This is a genomic window from Pseudomonas sp. 8(2025) (assembly GCF_052665325.1).
This window is the reverse complement of record NZ_JBQOIE010000005.1, coordinates 258,683-277,501: the sequence shown is the minus strand read 5'-3', so window position 1 is coordinate 277,501 and position 18,819 is coordinate 258,683. Positions and strand designations below refer to the sequence as shown.

Below are 18,819 nucleotides of genomic sequence, written 5' to 3'. Positions count from 1 at the left end.
CATGCCGCGTTTTCTCTGCTCCCTGCTGTTGCTGTGCCTGGCCTTCAATGCTCACGCCGACAGCTACATCACCCGCCTGCTGAACAAACCCGTACCCGGTGGCGTAGCGGTGGTCGACCTGGGCAGCGCCGCCCAGGCGCCCAAGGCCAGCTACCAGGGCAAGCCGGTGCTGGTGGTGAAGGAGCAGAACAACTGGCTGGCGATTGTCGGCATCCCGCTGACGGTCAAGCCCGGCACTCAACAAGTAAGCACCGGCGGGCGCAGCCTGAACTTCGTGGTCGGCAACAAGAAATACCCGGAGCAGCACATCACCCTGAAGAACCAGCGCCAGGTCAATCCGAACCCGGCGGACCTCAAGCGCATCGACGGCGAGTTGGCGGAACAGATCCGCGCCTACCGCAGCTTCAGCCCCAACACCCCAAGCAACCTGCTGTTGGACAAGCCGGTGAATGGCCCCCTGTCGAGCAAGTTCGGCGTACGCCGTTTCTTCAACGGTGAAGAGCGCAACCCTCACGCGGGCCTGGACTTCGCGGTGCCGGCAGGCACACCGATCAAGACCCCGGCGGCGGGCAAAGTGATCCTGATCGGCAACTACTTCTTCAACGGCAACACCGTGTTCGTCGACCACGGCCAGGGCTTCATCAGCATGTTCTGCCACATGTCGAAAATCGACGTGAAGATCGGCCAGTCCCTGGCCCGTGGCGCCGTGGTGGGCAAGGTGGGGGCGACCGGCCGCGCCACCGGGCCGCATATGCACTGGAACGTCAGCCTGAATGATGCGCGTGTCGATCCGGCCATCTTTATCGGGGCCTTCCAGCCCTGATCGCGCAGCGCCGCTTGCCTGCATCAGGCATTGATTCAGCGGCGAGCCGACGCCCACAGGGATTGCGCAGCCCTACTCGACTGCGCAATCGTTAGTATTCTTTCAAAGAATACCCAGCATAAAATCTCGATATAGCTTTGTTTTCGAGTATTCCTCTCAATTTTTTTCGACTGCTTGCCATCTCTCACCCCAGTGGTTAGGGTTGAGCACATGAAAACCTCTCACACCCTCATTCAGCGTCGTCAACACCGGAGCCTCTGCCTCGTCAGCGCACGACTGCCAGGCTGAATCGCGGTGCCTCATCCCCCTGCGTCAACCTCACTCTTGACTCACCGGCAGGCCGCCTCTTTTCGGCCCGGACAATAAGGATTTCTCCATGACCATGCTCAAAGACCCATCCTCCAAGTACCGCGCGTTCCCGACCATCAACTTGCCGGACCGTACCTGGCCGTCGAAAACCATCACCAGCGCGCCGATCTGGTGCAGTTCGGACCTGCGTGATGGCAACCAGTCGTTGATCGAACCGATGGATGCCGTCAAGAAGCTGCGTTTCTGGAAGACACTGGTGGCTGTAGGTGTGAAGGAAATCGAAGCTTCTTTCCCGGCCGCTTCGCAAACCGACTTCGACTTCGTGCGCACCCTGATCGAAGGCGGGCACATTCCGGACGACACCACCATCCAGGTATTGACCCAGGCCCGTGAAGACTTGATCGCCCGCACCTTCGAGTCCTTGCGTGGTGCGAAAAAGGCCATCGTCCACCTGTACAACGCCACCAGCCCTTCGTTCCGCCGCATTGTCTTCAACCAGGACAAGGCCGGTGTGAAAGAGATCGCGGTGAATGCGGCCAAGCTGTTCGTCAAATACGCCGCCCAGCAACCGGAAACCCAGTGGCAGTTCGAGTACTCGCCAGAGACCTTCAGCGCCACCGAGCTGGAGTTCGCCAAGGAAGTCTGCGACGCCGTGGTGGAAGTCTGGAACGCCACGCCAAGCAACAAGGTGATCCTCAACCTGCCGGCCACCGTTGAAGTCGCCACACCGAACATCTACGCCGACCAGATCGAGTGGTTCTGCCGCAACATCAACCGTCGTGACAGCGTGCTCATCAGCCTGCACACCCACAACGACCGCGGTACGGGCGTGGCCGCCACCGAGCTGGGCCTGATGGCCGGCGCCGACCGTGTCGAAGGCTGCCTGTTCGGCAACGGCGAGCGTACCGGTAACGTCGACCTGGTCACTGTGGCCTTGAACCTCTATACCCAGGGTGTGAACCCTGAACTGGATTTCTCCGACATCGACGGCGTGCGCAAAGTCGTGGAAGAGTGCAACCAGATTGCCGTGCACCCGCGTCACCCTTATGTCGGCGACCTGGTCCACACCGCGTTCTCCGGCTCGCACCAGGACGCGATCCGCAAGGGCTTCGCCCAGCAGAAAGCCGATGGCTTGTGGGAGGTGCCGTACTTGCCGATCGACCCGGCCGATATCGGTCGCAGCTACGAGGCGGTGATCCGCGTCAACAGCCAGTCGGGCAAGGGTGGTATCGCCTACCTGCTCGAGCAGGAATACGGCATCAGCTTGCCACGCCGCATGCAGATCGAGTTCAGCCAGGTGGTGCAGCGGGAAACCGACCGCCTGGGCCTGGAAATGACCGCCCAGCAGATCCACGCGCTGTTGCACAGCGAGTACTTGCAGGCCAACACTCCTTACGCGCTGGTCAGCCATCGCTTGCAGGAAGAGAACGGCCACAGCGCCGTGGAAGTGGAAGTCTCGAGCAAGGGTCAGGGCGAGACCAACCTCAGTTGGCGCGGCAAGGGCAACGGTGCCCTGGAAGCGCTGGTGGCCGGGCTGCCGGTTCCGGTGGAGATCATGGACTACAACGAGCACGCCATCGGCGCCGGCACCAACGCCAAGGCGGCGGCCTACATCGAACTGCGGGTCAACGGTGAGCGCGCCGTGCACGGCGTCGGTATCGACGAAAACATCACCACCGCCAGCTTCAAGGCGCTGTTCAGTGCGCTGAACCGCTCCTTGAGCGAGCAGCAGGCCAAGGCAGCCTAAAGGCTGCCAAAAGCAAAAGGCCCCGAGGAGCTCGACTCCCCGGGGCCTTTTTTATGCAGGAACAGATAACACCAGCTAAATGTCAGCAACGACTGTTTCAGGCATGCACATCAACACTGAACATGGCTTGCAGCAAAGCCGCCTGCAGCACCTGCAAGGTGCTGTTGGTCACGGCGATCTGCGCCTGGACTTCCATCACCTGCTGGGCTTTCTGTTCGTCGCTGGCCTGGCCCTTCTGCACATTGGCCAATTGGGCCTGCTGTTCGGTCAGGGTTTTCTGGGTCTGCTCGATCTGTTTCTGCAGCGCCTTGACCGGATCACCACCGGCCTTTACCGCATCGATATTGGCATCGCCAGAGTTGACCCGCAGCTCCTTATCCTGACCGTCCTTGCTGTCATCCACCGGCGCCAGCGGGCTGGCGCTGTTGCCTTCGGCTTCAGTCGAAGCAGTTTTGGGTGCCGACAGGGGGTAAGGATTGACGATGGTGGCAGTGATGGTAGTCATGGTTGATTCCTCCTGAACTGATCCTGCTATCGGCCTTCACCCTCGAAGCTTGATATTCACAACCTGTAAAAAAGTGTGCAGTGCCGAAGCGATCCTAAGTGAACATGAAGGTATCGGCGTCGAGGTTCGCCGGAAAACGCGCACGGTAAGCCGCCAGTTCACCCGCGTTCAGGCACACCTGGAAGACGCCATCGGCCTCTCCGGCGCTGAGCAGGGTTTCGCCCTGATAGTCCAGAACCTGGCTGTCTCCGGTATAGGCAAAGCCCTTGCCGTCGGTGCCCACCCGGTTCACCGCCGCAACGTAGCAGAGGTTTTCAATGGCCCGGGCTGGCAGCAGGCGATTCCAGTGCAGGCGGCGGGCACCCGGCCAATTGGCGGTGTAGAGCAGCAGGTCGGTGTCCTGGGCGTCCCGGCTCCACACCGGGAACCGCAGGTCATAGCAGATCAGCGGGCGAATACGCCAACCCTTGAGCTCGAACTGTACCTGCCGTTCCCCCGGTGTGTAGTGATTGTGCTCGCCGGCCATGCGAAACAGGTGGCGCTTGTCGTAGTGCCAGACCTCACCGTCAGGGCGCGCCCACAGCAAGCGATTGCGATGGCTGCCATCCGCTGCCTGGATTATCACGCTGCCGGTGATCACCGCATTCAGCTTTTTCGCCTGGCCACGTAGCCATTTGCTGGTAGGGCCATTCTCCGCTTCCGCGAGAGTCGCGGATTCCATGGAGAATCCGGTGGTAAACATTTCCGGCAGGATGATCAGATCTGCACCACGGGCCTGCTCCAGCAACTGCTCGAAATGCTCGAAGTTGGCCTGGCGGTCGTGCCAGGCCAGGGTGGTCTGGATCAGGGCCAGATTCAGATCGGGTAATGCACTCAGATCACGCATAGTTTCTCCGCTGCTTGGCGCAACGTCTCCTCGCGCTTGGCAAAACACAGACGCACCAGGCGCTGCCCCTGGGGCGGCTGCTGATAGAACACCGACACCGGAATGGCCGCCACGCCGTGTTCGCGGGTCATCCATGTCGCCATGTCGACATCATTCAAGTCTGGACGAATCTGCGAATAGTCCACCAATTGAAAATAGGTACCCGACACCCGGTTGAAGCTGAAACGCGAGGCGCTCAGCAGATCGCAGAACAGATCACGCTTGGCCTGGTAAAAGGCCGGCAACTCTTCGACATGTTCCGGGTGTTCGGCCATGAAGTCCGCCAGAGCGTACTGCAAAGGCGTGACCCCGCAGAAGCTGACATATTGATGCACCTTGCGCAGCTCGGCGCTCAGGGCCGGTGGTGCAACCACATAACCGGTCTTCCAGCCGGTCACGTGGTAGGTCTTGCCGAACGAGCTGACCACGAAGGCCCGCTGATACAGCTCCTCATGGGCCAGCACACTGACATGGGGTACGCCATCGAACACCAGGTGTTCGTAGACCTCGTCACTGACCAGATAAATATCGCGATCACGGATCAGGGCGGCCAACTGGTCCAGCTCGGCGCGGCTGATCAAGGCACCACTGGGGTTGTGCGGCGAATTGAGGATGATCATCCGCGTGCGCGGACTCAGGGCTTCACCGAGTTTCTGCCAATCGAGGGCAAAGCCCTGCCCGGCCAACGGCACATGCACACAACGCCCACCGGCCAGCTCCACCGACGGCTCATAGCTGTCGTAACTGGGGTCGAACACAATGACTTCGTCACCGCGCTGGATCACCGCCTGGATGGCACAGAAGATTGCCTGGGTCGCACCGGGCGTGATGGTCACCTCAGCGTCAGCATCGACCTGGACGCCATAGCTGCGGGCGATTTTCGCGGCGACCTGCTGGCGCAGTGCCGGTAGGCCGGTCATGGGTGCGTACTGGTTATGGCCATTGGCGGCATGCCAGCCAAGCGCATCACGCAGGGCTTGCGGGCCATCGAAATCAGGAAAGCCCTGGGACAGGTTGAGCGCTCCGGTTTCCACCGCGAGCTGGGACATTTGCGTGAAGATGGTGGTGCCGACATTCGGCAACTTACTGATGATCATGAGGATTCCCTGCTGAGCAGTCCGCACTACGGCGGCGCGGAGGTCCCCGAGAATAGCCCAAACGCCAGGCATGAAAAAGGGCGCCCGGGGCGCCCTCTTATCCACACAGATCCCGTAGGAACTGGCTTGCCAGCGAAGCTCTGAAGCAGGTCCGGAGCTTCACCGGCAAGCCGGCCCCTAAGCCGGTCAGCGCTTGTCGCGGCGCTTCTTGTCGGCCTTCTTGTGGTGCGACATCAAGCGACGCTTCTTGTTGACCTGGCGGTCGGTCAGCGTGTTCTTGTTGCCTTCGTACGGGTTCTCGCCGCCCTTGAACTCGATGCGGATCGGCGTACCTACCAGCTTCAAGACTCGACGGTAGGTGTTTTCCAGATAGCGCACATAAGACTTGGGCACCTTCTCCACCTGGTTGCCGTGGATCACGATCAGCGGCGGGTTGGCACCACCCAAGTGGGCGTAGCGCAGTTTGATCCGGCGATTGTTGACCATGGGCGGCGCGTGCTCGCCAACGGCATCTTCGAGGATCTGCGTCAGGCGGCTGGTGGGCCAGCGGGTTACCGCCGACTTGAAGGAGTTCTGCACCGACTGGTAGAGGTTGCCCACACCGGTACCGTGCAGCGCCGAGATGAAGTGGATATCGGCGAAGTCGACGAAGAACAGCCGGCGTTGCAGCTCGGTCTTCACATAGTCGCGCTCGCTCGGCTGCATGCCGTCCCACTTGTTCAGGGCGATCACCAGGGCCCGACCGGCTTCCAGGGCAAAGCCCAGCAGGTTCAGGTCGTGGTCCACCACACCTTCGCGGGCGTCCATGACAAAGATCACCACGTTGGCGTCCTTGATCGCCTGCAGCGTCTTGACCACCGAGAACTTTTCAACTTCCTCGTGGATCTTGCCGCGCTTTCGCACACCGGCGGTGTCAATCAGGGTGTACTTCTCGTCGTTGCGCTCGAACGGGATGTAGATACTGTCGCGGGTGGTGCCGGGCTGGTCATAGACGATCACCCGGTCTTCACCGAGCATGCGGTTGACCAGGGTCGACTTGCCGACGTTGGGACGACCGATGATGGCGATCTTGATCCCGTCTTTCTCGCTCGGGCCCGGAATGCGCTTGGCTTCCTCACCCTCGGCAACGATCTCTTCCTCGCCTTCTTCCGGCTCGTCAGCGTCATCCTTGGGGAATTCGCTCAGGGCGATTTCCAGCATCTGGGTGATACCGCGGCCATGAGCACCGGCGATCGGGATGGCATCACCCATGCCCAGCGGCGCGAACTCGGCGCGGGCCATGTCCGGGTCGATGTTGTCGACCTTGTTGGCGATCACGTAGGAAGTCTTGTTACGTTTGCGCAGGTGCTCGCCGATCATCTGGTCGGCCGCGGTAAACCCGGCCTTGGCGTCCACCAGGAACAACACCACATCAGCTTCTTCGATGGCCAGCAGCGACTGCTCGGCCATCTTTTCATCCATTCCATGCTCGTCACCGGAGATACCGCCGGTGTCGATCAGAATATAGGTACGCCCTTGCCACTTGGCCTCACCGTATTGGCGATCACGGGTCAGACCGGACAGGTCGCCGACAATGGCGTCGCGAGTCCGAGTCAGGCGGTTGAACAAGGTGGACTTGCCGACGTTAGGTCGGCCCACCAGGGCGATTACGGGAACCATGCGGCTCTCCACTGCGTTAATTCAGAAAATACAAAAGCCGCTGCGAGGCAGCGGCTGGTGCTCGGGGCAGCACTGTAGGAGCGAGCGTGCTCGCGATTAACTCCATGGCGCCGCGCTCGTCCAGCAAGCTGGCGTCACCTGGCATCCATCGCGAGCACGCTCGCTCCTGCAGTTCGCTTGGGGATCACCCCAAGCATAGTCAAACCATTACTTGATGGTCAGGGCTTCCAGTTTGCCGCTGTTGCCATACACATAAATCATGTCGCCCACCACCAGCGGACGAGCACGCAGGCCGTCGCTATCGATGCGCGTACGACCGACGAAGCGACCGTCAACCTGGCTCAGCAGGTGCAGGTAACCTTCCAGGTCGCCCACGGCTACGTAGCTGGAGAAGACTTCCGGTGCCGACAGTTGGCGGCGAGCCAGGGAGTCGTTGCTCCACAGCGCGGTAGTCGAACGCTCGTCCACGCCTTCCACGGTACCCGAGGACAGGCTGACATAAACGCTGCCGAACCCTTGGGCCACACCGGCGTAGCTGGAAGCATCACGCTGCCACAGCGGACGGCCGCTCTCCAGGTCCAGGGCAACCACACGCCCCTGGTAGCTGGCAACGTACAGGGTGCCACCGGACAGCAGCAGGCCACCGTCGATGTCCACGACCCGATCCAGTTCGGAACGGCCTTGTGGAATGGCTACACGCTGCTCCCACACCGGCACGCCGTTGCGAATATCCAGCGCGACCACCTTGCCGGTGGAAAGACCGGCCAGGGCCAGACGGTTGGTCGCCAACGGCGCACTGGTGCCCCGCAGGGTCAACACCGCTGGAGTGCTGTCGTAGAGCCAGATCTGGTGACCGGTGCTGGCTTCAAGGCCAATCACGCGGTCGTCCTGAGTCTGCACCACCACCACGTCACCGTTGGTAGCTGGCGGAGCCAGCACTTCACTGGTCACACGGGCACGCCATTTCTCTTCACCGCTGGAGGCATCCAGGGCAACCACTTCGCCTTTCAGAGTGCCGATCATGACCAACCCATAACCCACGCCCACGGCGCCGGAAACAGGCAGTTCGAGATCTTTCTTCCATTTGACGTCGCCGTTCATGCGATCCATGGAAACCACCACGCCGGTCACGTCAGCGGCATAGATGGTGTCACCATCGATGGCTGGCACCAGCATGTTGTAGGTTTCGCCCTGACCGTCACCGATCGAACGGCTCCACTGCTTCTGCAGGACCACTTCTTCTTTGAAGTCGACCAGTTCCGCCGGTGGCAGTTCTTTCTTGCTGTTGCTGCTGCAACCCGCGGCCAACAAGGCCAGAGCCAGCAATGCTGCATGTTTCCAACGGATCACGTCATGCATCCCCTTTGGCCAGGTCGTCCAGCTTGATTTGTAGGCCACCGACTGCCGCTTCATCCGAGAGCGCCGCCTTGGCTTTTTGGTATGCCGCATGGGCTTCGTCCACACGGCCCAGCTGGACCAGCAGATCGCCCTTGAGTTCTTCACGAGTCGCCAGGAATGCCTTGTCGGCATCGCCGTCGAGCAGCTTCAGAGCCTCGTCGGCCTTGTTCTGCGCCGCCAGTACCTGTGCCAGGCGCTGACGCGCCACTTCACCCAGGGTCGGGTTGGCGGGCTTGTCGGCCACGGCCTTGAGCTGTGCCGCTGCATCGTCCAGCTTGCCGGTGTCTACTGCCACCTTGGCCACGAACAGGTTGCCGTACTGCGCGTAGGCAGTACCGCCGAACTCGCTGTTGAGCTTGCCCGCCAGGTCCGTAACACGAGCCGCATCCGGCTTGCCATCCGGCGTCAGGGTAGTTTCCAGCAGTTGCTGATAGAGCACCGAAGCGCCTTGCGACTGATTGTTCTGATACTTGTGCCAGGCTTGCCAGCCGAACACGATAACCAGGGCCAGCAGGCCGCCAGTCACCAGGGGTTTGCCGTTACGCTGCCACCAGTCTTTCAATTCCGCCAGCTGTTCATCTTCGGTACTCGACACCCCAATACTCCTTATTCGCTAAATCGGCTGTTTGACAGCTTCAACCCTGCACGACGCAGGTGGCCAGGTGCGCAGCGAGTGCATCCCAGGCAATGCTTTGTTGTTCGCCCTGGCCACGCAGGGGTTTGAAACCTACCACTTGCTGGGCCAGTTCGTCGTCACCGAGGATCAGCGCATACAGCGCGCCGCTCTTGTCGGCCTTCTTGAATTGGCTCTTGAAGCTGCCGGCACCGGCATTGATCTGCAGACGCAGGTTCGGCAATTGATCGCGAACACGCTCGCTCAGCGCCAGAGCGGCCAGTTCGGCGGCCTCACCGAAGGCGCAGAGGTAAACGTCGACCTGGCGCGAGATCTCTTCCGGGACCTGCTCCAGGGTTTCCAGCAGCAGCACCAGACGCTCGATCCCCATGGCAAAGCCAACGCCCGAGGTAGGCTTGCCGCCCATCTGCTCCACCAGGCCATCGTAACGGCCACCGGCACAGACAGTACCCTGGGCACCGAGCTTGTCGGTGACCCATTCGAAAACGGTCTTGCTGTAGTAATCCAGCCCGCGCACCAGCTTGGGGTTGATCACATAGGGGATACCCGCAGCATCCAGGCGGGCCTTGAGGCCTTCGAAGTGCACGCGGGACTCTTCGTCCAGGTAGTCGGCCAGCTTGGGCGCATCCACCAGCACGGCTTGAGTGTCCGGGTTCTTGGTATCCAGCACCCGCAGCGGGTTGGTCTTCAGGCGGCGCTGGCTGTCTTCGTCCAGCTTGTCCATGCGCGCCGACAGGAACTCCACCAGCGCGTCGCGATAGCGCGCGCGCGCTTCGGCGGTACCCAGGCTGTTGAGTTCGAGCTTGACCGCATCACGGATGCCCAGCTCGCCCCACAGGCGCCAGGTCAGCACGATCAGTTCAGCATCGATGTCCGGCCCGTCGAGGTTGAATACCTCGCAACCGATCTGGTGGAACTGGCGATAACGGCCTTTCTGCGGGCGCTCGTGACGGAACATCGGGCCGATGTACCACAGCTTCTGCACCTGGCCACCGCCAGTGATGCCGTGCTCCAGCACTGCACGGACACAGGCAGCGGTGCCTTCCGGACGCAGGGTGAGGGAGTCGCCGTTGCGATCTTCGAAGGTGTACATCTCTTTTTCGACGATGTCGGTCACTTCACCGATGGAGCGCTTGAACAGCTCGGTGAACTCGACGATCGGCATGCGGATCTGCTTGTAACCGTAGTTATCCAGCAGGCGCGCCACAGTACCCTCGAAATAACGCCACAGGGGCGTCTGCTCGGGCAGGATGTCATTCATGCCACGAATGGCTTGCAGAGACTTGCTCACAAAAAATCCTTAAATACGTTCGGTTAGCCGCGAGCGATCAGCGCTGCGTCGGCCTCGACCTTTTCGGCCGCCTTCTGCCGGATCAGCTTTTCAAGCTCGTCCACCAGATTGTCATTGGTCAGTTTCTGTGCCGGCTTGCCATCGATGTAGATCAGGTTCGGTGTACCACCGGTCAGGCCGATGTGCGCCTCTTTGGCTTCACCCGGGCCGTTGACCACGCAACCGATCACTGCAACATCCAACGGCACCAACAGGTCTTCAAGTCGTCCTTCCAGTTCGTTCATGGTTTTCACCACATCGAAGTTCTGCCGCGAGCAGCTCGGGCAGGCGATGAAGTTGATGCCACGGGAACGCAGGTGCAGGGACTTGAGAATGTCGTAGCCGACCTTCACTTCCTCGACCGGGTCGGCCGCCAGCGAAATGCGAATGGTATCGCCAATTCCTTCGGCCAGCAGCATACCGAGGCCGACGGCGGATTTCACTGTGCCTGAACGCAAACCACCGGCTTCGGTGATCCCCAGGTGCAGGGGCTGGATGATTTCCTTGGCCAGCAGGCGATAGGCCTCGACGGCCATGAACACGTCCGAGGCTTTCACGCTGACCTTGAAGTCCTTGAAATTCAGGCGTTCCAGGTGCTCTACGTGACGCAGCGCCGACTCCACCAATGCAGCCGGGGTCGGTTCGCCGTATTTTTTCTGCAGGTCTTTTTCCAGGGAACCGGCGTTGACCCCGATACGGATCGGGATCCCGCGATCACGGGCAGCATCCACCACCGCGCGTACCCGGTCTTCACGACCGATATTGCCCGGGTTGATCCGCAGGCAATCGACGCCCAGTTCGGCCACGCGCAGCGCGATCTTGTAGTCGAAGTGGATGTCGGCCACCAGCGGTACCTTGACCTGCTGCTTGATCCGGCCGAACGCCTCGGCGGCGTCCATGTCCGGCACCGAAACCCGCACGATATCGACACCGGCGGCTTCCAGGCGGTTGATCTGGGCGACGGTTGCGGCCACGTCGTTGGTGTCGCTGTTGGTCATGCTCTGCACCGCAATCGGGGCATCGCCTCCGACCGGTACCGAGCCGACCCAGATCTTGCGGGATTCGCGACGCTTGATTGGAGATTCGCCGTGCATGACTTATTGACCTAACTTCAGGCGAGCAGTCTCGCCACTGGTGAACGGGGCGATATCCACCGCCTGACCGTTGTAAGTGATTTGTGCGCCACGGGCATAGCCCAGACGTACGGCAAAAGGCGGCTTGCCGCTGACATCGACATTTTCACCCTTGCGCTTGAGGGCGCTGAGCAGAACCTTGCCGTTGGCATCGATGACCTGGGCCCAGCAGTCGGCGCTGAACTGGATCTGTACCTGGCCCGCGCCTGCAACTGCAGTTGCCGCAGCGCTGCCCGGTGCAACCGCAGCAGCAGGCGCGGTCGGCGTGACAGGCGCTTGCGCCACGGCAGCCGGTGCGACAGGCGCCGGAGCCGGCGCGTTGTGCACGGGAGCTGCGGGGACGGACGCAGTGGCAGCCGGCGCCGGAGCGGTCGAAACGGCTGGGGCGGCAGGAGTCTCGCTCGCTGCCTGGCCTTCGCTTTGAGCGGCGTTGTCCAGCGCTTCGCTCTGCCCCTCGGCAACCGCCTGGTCTTCGGGCTCGTCGATAGGATGAATCTGGGTAGTGCCGTCGGCGCCTTCGACCTCGACATGCTCGGGGCTCAGGGAGACCGGCTCCTTGCCGCGCTGGGAGGACTGATCCTGCCACCAGATGAAACCGCCACCAACCACCGCCACCAGCAGCAGCAAACTGACAATGCGCAAGATAGTGTGGGAAACCCGCACCGGCTCTTCGATGCGCCCCAGGGCATGGACGCTGCTGCCCTGGGAGTCGGTACCGGTGTATTGATCGAACTCCTGGACCAGTACCGCCTGATCCATGCCCAGCAATTTGGCGTAGGCACGAATATAGCCACGGGCGAAAGTGTGCCCCGGCAGCTTGTCGAAGGCGCCAGCTTCCAGGTTGCTCAGGGAGCTCACGGTGAGGTTGAGCTTGTGGGCCACTTCGGCCAGCGACCAACCATTGCTTTCGCGGGCCTGACGCAGGGTCTCACCGGGGTTTACGCGAGTCACTGCTTGAACTTCGGGATGGGCCGCTTTCATCATTGCTCCGACAGGTATTGCTGATATTCCGGCGTACCGGGATAAAGTCGTTTTAGTTGCAGACCGTAACTGGCGGCCTTGTCGCGATCTTCGAACACCGTTGCCAGCCGAACGCCGAGCAATAGACTACGTGCATTTTGCTCGCCGAGCAGGCTAAAACGATCGTAATAGTCGCGCGCGGGCACATAATGCCTGTCTTCGTAAGACAACTCAGCCATTTCCAGCAATGCACGGGGCTGTTGATGATTGAGACGCAAGGCCTTTTCCAGCTGCAGCTGGGCCAGATCACGCTGGCCGAGCCTTGAAGCGGTCATGCCGAGGTTTTCAAACACTCGGGAACGTTCGGGGTACAGAGTATCAGCAGCGGCTTGCTCAAAGCGCTGATAAGCCTCTTTGTAACGTTTTTCCTGGAACAGAAAGCTGCCGTAGTTATTGAGGATCCGGGCACTGTCCGGACGCGCCGCCAGGGCCTGGCGAAAATGCTCGTCGGCCAGGGCCGGTTCCATCTCGGCCTGGAACACCAGTGCCAGGGCAGCATTGGCGTCGGCATCGGCGGGGGCCAGTTCCAGGGCTTTCTTCAGTGGCACCTTGGCCCGCTCGCTCATGCCCTGCTGCAAGTAGCCCAGGCCCAACTGCACATAGGCCTCGCGCGCCTCGTCGCGCCCCTTGCTGGTGTTCATCGGGTTGGAATCACCCGACAGAACACAGCCAGCACACAGGCTGGCAACAAGCAGGAGCAGCGCAAAGCGCAGGGCCATGGAGATCCTCTCTCAGGTACGGGTCGCGGCGCTTTGCGGCATATCGGCGTCGGCGCTCAACTCACGCACGGCGATATAGCGTTCGCTACGACGGGTGCGGTCCAGCACCTGCCCGACCAACTGACCGCAGGCGGCATCGATGTCTTCACCACGCGTGGTGCGCACGGTGACGTTGAAACCGGCGTGATGCAGCTGGTCCTGGAAGCGACGAATGGCATTGTTGCTCGGACGCTCGTACCCGGAATGCGGGAACGGGTTGAACGGGATCAGGTTGATCTTGCACGGTACATCCTTGAGCAGCTCGATCATCTCCACCGCGTGCTCAAGCTTGTCGTTGACGTCTTTGAGCAGGGTGTACTCGATGGTCAGCACACGCTTCTCACCCAGGGCCGACATGTAGCGCTGGCAGGACTCGAGCAGCATCTTCAGCGGGTACTTCTTGTTGATCGGTACCAGCTGGTTGCGCAGCGCATCATTGGGTGCGTGCAGAGACAACGCCAGCGAGACGTCGATGTGCTTGGCCAGCTCATCGATCATCGGCACCACGCCGGAGGTCGACAGGGTCACCCGGCGCTTGGAGATGCCGTAGCCCAGGTCGTCCATCATCAGGTGCATGGCAGCGATGACGTTGTCGAAGTTCAGCAGCGGCTCACCCATGCCCATCATCACCACGTTGGTGATGGCACGGTCGACGGTCGCCGGGACGCTGCCAAAGGATTTGTTGGCAATCCACACCTGGCCGATGACTTCGGCGGCGGTGAGGTTGCTATTGAAGCCTTGCTTGCCGGTGGAGCAGAAACTGCAATCCAGGGCACAGCCCGCCTGGGACGAAACGCACAGAGTGCCACGCTTGCCCTGGGGAATGTAGACGGTCTCGACGCAGCTGCCGGACGCCACGCGCACCACCCATTTACGGGTGCCGTCGCTGGAGATGTCCTCGCTGACCACTTCCGGACCGCGAATCTCGGCAACAGCCTTGAGCTTTTCGCGCAAGGCCTTGCCGACATTCGTCATGGCGTCGAAATCATCGACGCCAAAGTGGTGAATCCATTTCATTACCTGACCGGCACGGAAACGCTTCTCCCCGATTGAGTCGAAGAATTTCTCCATTTCCGGTTGAGTAAGCCCCAACAGGTTAGTTTTGCCGATCGATGCAGTCATGGTTTCACCTCTCACGCGCAAGCCTTACTCAGCGAGCGGTTACTTCAGTAGCTGCGAAGAAGTAAGCGATTTCGCGAGCAGCGGCAGCTTCGGAGTCCGAACCGTGAACGGCGTTGGCGTCGATGGACTCGGCGAAGTCAGCACGGATGGTGCCGGCAGCAGCTTCTTTAGGGTTGGTAGCGCCCATCAGCTCACGGTTGCGAACGATGGCGTTTTCGCCTTCCAGAACCTGAACAACAACCGGGCCGGAAGTCATGAAGGCAACCAGTTCGCCGAAGAAGCCACGCTCGCTGTGCTCAGCGTAGAAGCCTTCAGCTTCAGCCTTGGACAGTTGCTTCATTTTCGAAGCTACAACGCGCAGGCCGGCTTCTTCAAAACGGGAAACGATCTTGCCGATAACGTTTTTTGCAACAGCGTCAGGCTTGATGATGGAGAAAGTACGTTGAACAGCCATGGTGTAACTCCAGAAACGGTGATTAAAGCGAAAAATTAAACCCGCGAATTATACGCGGGTTTATAGGGATTGCCTAACTGCGTAGCCCGCGGATTCAGTCAGCTTCGTCGATCCAGGCGGCCTGAATTGCTTCAAGAACCTTCTCGCCTCCGCGAGCCGGATCGTCGCTGAACTCCGGCAGTGCCAGAACCCATTGGTGCAGATCGACAAAGTTCACATAACGCGGATCCACATCCGGCTTGGACTCAGCCAGTTGGATCGCGATTTCCAGTACATCAACCCACTTGAGGCTCATGCCAGTTCCTTGAAATCAGTGCGGCGCTTCGGCTGCATGGTTGAGCGAGTATTTTGGAATTTCGACGGTCAGGTCTTCATCGCCGACGATGGCCTGGCAGGACAGGCGCGACTGCGCTTCCAGACCCCAGGCCTTGTCCAGCAGGTCTTCTTCCAGCTCGTCAGCCTCGTTCAGCGAGTCGAAGCCTTCACGAATGATGCAATGGCAGGTGGTGCAGGCACAGACGCCGCCACAGGCACTTTCGATCTCGATGTGGTTGTCATGCGCCACCTCGAGCACCGAGACGCCAGGCTCGACCTCTACAACCAGGCCGTCCGGACAGAACACGGCGTGTGGCAGAAAAATGATCTGCGGCATCAGTTATTCCTCGATTTCATTCAGGTTGCGCCCCGCCAGCGCGGCTTTCACCGTCGAATCCAGGCGTCGGGCAGCAAAGGCATCGGTCACTTGCGACAGACGCTTGGTCTGCTGCTCGATGGCATAACCATCGGTGCCACGCATCAATTCACTCAATTCCTGCATCTGCAGCTCGATGACCATGCGCTCTTCGGCGTCCAGCAGACGCTCGCCATCGGCGTCCAAGGCACCTTGCACCGCCTCGATCAGGCGCTGAGCATCAACCTGCTGCTCGCGCAGTACACGGGCCACCTTGTCGTCGCCGGCGTACTGGAAGGAATCCTTGAGCATCTTGGCGATCTCGCCGTCGGTCAGACCGTAGGATGGCTTGACCTGGATGCTGGCTTCGACGCCCGAACCCAGCTCTCGCGCAGAAACGCTGAGCAGGCCATCGGCGTCGACCTGGAAGGTCACGCGGATCTTCGCCGCACCGGCCACCATCGGTGGGATGCCGCGCAATTCGAAACGCGCCAGGGAGCGGCAGTCGCTGATCAGCTCGCGCTCGCCCTGCAGCACATGAACCATCATGGCCGTCTGGCCATCCTTGTAGGTGGTGAAGTCCTGGGCACGGGCAACCGGAATGGTGGTGTTGCGCGGAATCACCTTCTCCATCAGCCCGCCCATGGTTTCCAACCCCAGGGACAGCGGAATCACGTCCAGCAGCAGCAATTCGCCGCCTTCGCGCTTGTTGCCGGCCAAGGTATCGGCCTGGATCGCGGCCCCAATGGCCACCACTTGATCCGGATCGATCTCGGTCAACGGCTGGCGACCGAACATTTCAGCCACCGCCTCACGCACACGCGGCACACGAGTCGAACCGCCCACCATGACCACCGCCTGCACTTCATCCAATTCGACATTGGAATCGCGTACAGCACGACGACAGGCCTTGAGGCTGCGGGCAACCATCGGCTCGATCAGGGCGTCGAAGGCGTCGCGAGTCAGGGTGGCACGCCAATCGCCATACACCACTTCCACGGACGCGGCGCCGGTCAAGGCTTCCTTGGCCGCACAAGCGGCTTGCAACAGACTGCGCTGGGTACCCGGGTCGAGGTCGGCGGACAGGCCCGCGCCCTCGATGATCCAGCCGGCAATGGCGTGATCGAAGTCATCGCCGCCCAAGGCAGTATCGCCACCGGTAGCCAAGACTTCGAAGACGCCGCCGGTCAGGCGCAGAATGGAAATATCGAAGGTGCCGCCACCCAAGTCATAGATCGCCACCACGCCTTCGGCGTGCTGATCCAGACCATAAGCCACAGCCGCCGCGGTCGGCTCGTTGAGCAGGCGCAGCACATTCAGGCCAGCCAGCTTGGCCGCATCCTTGGTGGCTTGACGCTGGGCGTCGTCGAAATAGGCAGGAACGGTGATGACCGCACCTACCAGCTCGCCACCCAGGGCCGCCTCAGCACGCTGACGCAGCACCTTGAGCACTTCAGCCGATACCTCCACCGGGCTTTTCGGCCCCTGGATGGTCTCGATGAACGGCATGTGCGACTCGCCCTCGACGAAGCGATAGGGCAGTTGCTCACCCAGCTGCTTGACGTCGGACAGGCCACGCCCCATCAGGCGCTTGACCGAAAGCACGGTGTTCAAAGGGTCGGTAGGTGCAGCCAGGCGGGCAGACTCGCCCACCTCGACGCGGTCGGCGTGATAACGCACCGCGGACGGCAGAATCACCTGTCCCTGCGCGTCGGCCAGCGGCTCGGAAAGACCACTGCGCAAGGCAGCGACCAGCGAATTGGTAGTGCCCAAGTCGATCCCCACAGCCAGGCGACGCTGGTGCGGTTGAGGACTTTGGCCGGGTTCGGCGATCTGCAGTAGGGCCATGCTTATCTGGACTTATCTGTATATCAGGCGTGCGACCGGAGCGGCACTGGGTTAATCGTCGAGGCGCTCTTCTAACTGGCGCACTTCGTAGGTGAGCTTGTCGAGGAACTGCATGCGCCGCATCAGGCGCTCGGCCTGCTCGCGTTGCGCCGCATCATCCCAACAGGCTGCGAAGCTTTCATTCAGTTCATCCTGGGCTGTCTTGAGCCGACGCTTGAATGCCGCCACTCCGGCCAGGTCGGCGCTGTCCTGCAAATCCTCGAGTTCTTCGCGCCATTGCATCTGCTGCAGAAGAAACTCCGGATCATGCACCGTGACTTCCAGCGGCAACTCGCCGCCATTCAAAGCCAGCAGGTAACGGGCGCGCTTGGGCGGGCTCTTGAGGGTCTGGTAAGCCTCGTTGAGGCTTGCCGACTGCTCCAGGGCCAGGCGCTGCTCGCGCTCGGAAGCATCGGCAAAACGGTCTGGATGAACCCCGCGCGCCAACTCGCGGTAGCGCGCGGCCAACTGCTCGAGATCCAGGCGGAAGCTCGGTTGCAGCTCAAATAAAGCGAAATGACAAGGAGTACCCACGACAAGCCTCAGATGTTGAAGCTTTCGCCGCAGCCACACTCACCGCGAACGTTGGGGTTGTTGAACTTGAAGCCTTCGTTCAACCCTTCCTTGACGAAATCAAGTTCGGTGCCGTCCAGATAGGTCAGGCTTTTCGGATCGATGATCACTTTCTCGCCGTGACTCTCGAATACCTGATCGTCCTCGCCAATCTCGTCGACGAACTCCAGCACATAGGCAAGGCCGGAACAGCCCGTGGTGCGAACACCCAGACGAATCCCATCACCCTTGCCGCGCCCGTTGAGGGAGCGTCGCACGTGTTGAGCAGCCGCTTCTGTCATGCTGATAGCCATCGTGACTCCTTACTTGTCGCCAAATCTGTGAAAGCCGATCGGTCAGATCAGGCCTTTCTTCTGCTTGTAGTCGCGTACGGCGGCCTTGATGGCGTCTTCGGCGAGTACCGAGCAGTGAATCTTCACGGGAGGCAGGGCCAACTCTTCAGCCAGCTGGGTGTTCTTGATGGTTTCGGCTTCATCCAGGGTCTTGCCCTTCATCCACTCAGTGGCCAGGGAGCTGGAAGCAATGGCGGAACCGCAGCCATAGGTCTTGAACTTGGCGTCTTCGATGATGCCCTGCTCATTGACCTTGATCTGCAGGCGCATCACGTCGCCGCAGGCAGGAGCGCCGACCATTCCAGTGCCGACATCCGGATCTTCCGCGTTCATCTTGCCGACGTTGCGCGGGTTCTCGTAGTGGTCGATGACCTTTTCGCTGTAAGCCATGATTCTTAATCCTCACTCATCAGAGAGTCGCTCTTGGGTTCTGCAAATCGCCG

The 18,819-nt window shown here is 60.8% G+C and carries 20 protein-coding genes; 2 read left to right on the top strand and 18 right to left on the bottom strand.

Annotated elements, in window-relative coordinates; translation table 11 throughout:
- Position 1: 1 nt before the first annotated feature.
- Together ACUXVH_RS12950 and leuA are read left to right on the top strand one after the other, a co-directional pair.
- Positions 2-823, top strand: coding sequence for a M23 family metallopeptidase (locus ACUXVH_RS12950; protein ID WP_011063198.1), 822 nt, complete (start codon positions 2-4; stop codon positions 821-823).
- 376 nt (positions 824-1,199) lie between these two features.
- Positions 1,200-2,879 (top strand): 2-isopropylmalate synthase, encoded by a 1,680-nt coding sequence (leuA, locus tag ACUXVH_RS12945; protein ID WP_011063199.1) that lies wholly within the window; start codon positions 1,200-1,202, stop codon positions 2,877-2,879.
- A gap of 97 nt (positions 2,880-2,976) precedes the next feature.
- Here leuA and ACUXVH_RS12940 read toward each other — a convergent pair whose 3' ends face one another.
- The 18 genes from ACUXVH_RS12940 to iscU form a co-directional block, all read right to left on the bottom strand.
- Positions 2,977-3,384: a hypothetical protein gene (locus tag ACUXVH_RS12940; protein WP_011063200.1), complete on the bottom strand. Its 408-nt coding sequence runs from the start codon at positions 3,382-3,384 to the stop codon at positions 2,977-2,979.
- Between the two features lie 94 nt (positions 3,385-3,478).
- Positions 3,479-4,270, bottom strand: a complete 792-nt coding sequence (locus ACUXVH_RS12935; protein ID WP_011063201.1) for an amidohydrolase — start codon at positions 4,268-4,270, stop codon at positions 3,479-3,481.
- Entirely contained in the window at positions 4,258-5,406 is a 1,149-nt protein-coding gene (locus tag ACUXVH_RS12930; protein ID WP_065365253.1) for a pyridoxal phosphate-dependent aminotransferase, read from the bottom strand. The genes ACUXVH_RS12935 and ACUXVH_RS12930 overlap by 13 nt, the downstream gene beginning before the upstream one ends.
- A 186-nt stretch (positions 5,407-5,592) precedes the next feature.
- Positions 5,593-7,065, bottom strand: coding sequence for a ribosome biogenesis GTPase Der (der, locus tag ACUXVH_RS12925; RefSeq protein ID WP_011063203.1), 1,473 nt, complete (start codon positions 7,063-7,065; stop codon positions 5,593-5,595).
- A gap of 207 nt (positions 7,066-7,272) precedes the next feature.
- On the bottom strand, positions 7,273-8,424 hold the full coding sequence (bamB, locus tag ACUXVH_RS12920; protein WP_011063204.1) for an outer membrane protein assembly factor BamB: 1,152 nt from the start codon (positions 8,422-8,424) through the stop codon (positions 7,273-7,275).
- Complete coding sequence (locus ACUXVH_RS12915) at positions 8,417-9,058, bottom strand: tetratricopeptide repeat protein (RefSeq protein ID WP_011063205.1); 642 nt, start codon at positions 9,056-9,058, stop codon at positions 8,417-8,419. Before ACUXVH_RS12915 ends, bamB begins: the two co-directional genes overlap by 8 nt.
- Before the next feature lie 40 nt (positions 9,059-9,098).
- Positions 9,099-10,388 carry a histidine--tRNA ligase gene (hisS, locus tag ACUXVH_RS12910; RefSeq protein WP_011063206.1) on the bottom strand — a complete coding sequence of 430 codons (1,290 nt, stop codon included), beginning with the start codon at positions 10,386-10,388 and terminating at the stop codon, positions 9,099-9,101.
- 23 nt (positions 10,389-10,411) lie between these two features.
- Positions 10,412-11,521, bottom strand: coding sequence for a flavodoxin-dependent (E)-4-hydroxy-3-methylbut-2-enyl-diphosphate synthase (gene ispG, locus ACUXVH_RS12905; RefSeq protein WP_011063207.1), 1,110 nt, complete (start codon positions 11,519-11,521; stop codon positions 10,412-10,414).
- A 3-nt stretch (positions 11,522-11,524) separates the two neighbouring features.
- On the bottom strand, positions 11,525-12,541 hold the full coding sequence (locus ACUXVH_RS12900) for a RodZ domain-containing protein (RefSeq protein ID WP_015636879.1): 1,017 nt from the start codon (positions 12,539-12,541) through the stop codon (positions 11,525-11,527).
- Positions 12,541-13,299, bottom strand: a complete 759-nt coding sequence (gene pilW, locus ACUXVH_RS12895; protein WP_011063209.1) for a type IV pilus biogenesis/stability protein PilW — start codon at positions 13,297-13,299, stop codon at positions 12,541-12,543. Before pilW ends, ACUXVH_RS12900 begins: the two co-directional genes overlap by 1 nt.
- 12 nt (positions 13,300-13,311) lie before the next feature.
- Positions 13,312-14,460: a 23S rRNA (adenine(2503)-C(2))-methyltransferase RlmN gene (gene rlmN / locus ACUXVH_RS12890; protein WP_011063210.1), complete on the bottom strand. Its 1,149-nt coding sequence runs from the start codon at positions 14,458-14,460 to the stop codon at positions 13,312-13,314.
- A 28-nt stretch (positions 14,461-14,488) separates the two neighbouring features.
- Entirely contained in the window at positions 14,489-14,914 is a 426-nt protein-coding gene (ndk, locus tag ACUXVH_RS12885; RefSeq protein WP_011063211.1) for a nucleoside-diphosphate kinase, read from the bottom strand.
- Between the two features lie 94 nt (positions 14,915-15,008).
- Positions 15,009-15,209 carry a Fe-S cluster assembly protein IscX gene (gene iscX, locus ACUXVH_RS12880; RefSeq protein ID WP_011063212.1) on the bottom strand — a complete coding sequence of 67 codons (201 nt, stop codon included), beginning with the start codon at positions 15,207-15,209 and terminating at the stop codon, positions 15,009-15,011.
- A gap of 15 nt (positions 15,210-15,224) precedes the next feature.
- Positions 15,225-15,566 carry an ISC system 2Fe-2S type ferredoxin gene (fdx, locus tag ACUXVH_RS12875; protein ID WP_011063213.1) on the bottom strand — a complete coding sequence of 114 codons (342 nt, stop codon included), beginning with the start codon at positions 15,564-15,566 and terminating at the stop codon, positions 15,225-15,227.
- A 3-nt stretch (positions 15,567-15,569) separates the two neighbouring features.
- Complete coding sequence (gene hscA, locus ACUXVH_RS12870) at positions 15,570-17,432, bottom strand: Fe-S protein assembly chaperone HscA (protein ID WP_011063214.1); 1,863 nt, start codon at positions 17,430-17,432, stop codon at positions 15,570-15,572.
- 51 nt (positions 17,433-17,483) lie between these two features.
- Positions 17,484-18,005: a co-chaperone HscB gene (gene hscB, locus ACUXVH_RS12865; protein ID WP_011063215.1), complete on the bottom strand. Its 522-nt coding sequence runs from the start codon at positions 18,003-18,005 to the stop codon at positions 17,484-17,486.
- Positions 18,006-18,013: 8 nt separating this feature from the next.
- Complete coding sequence (iscA, locus tag ACUXVH_RS12860; RefSeq protein WP_007929524.1) at positions 18,014-18,337, bottom strand: iron-sulfur cluster assembly protein IscA; 324 nt, start codon at positions 18,335-18,337, stop codon at positions 18,014-18,016.
- Positions 18,338-18,379: 42 nt separating this feature from the next.
- On the bottom strand, positions 18,380-18,766 hold the full coding sequence (iscU, locus tag ACUXVH_RS12855; protein ID WP_007929523.1) for a Fe-S cluster assembly scaffold IscU: 387 nt from the start codon (positions 18,764-18,766) through the stop codon (positions 18,380-18,382).
- Positions 18,767-18,819 lie beyond the last annotated feature (53 nt).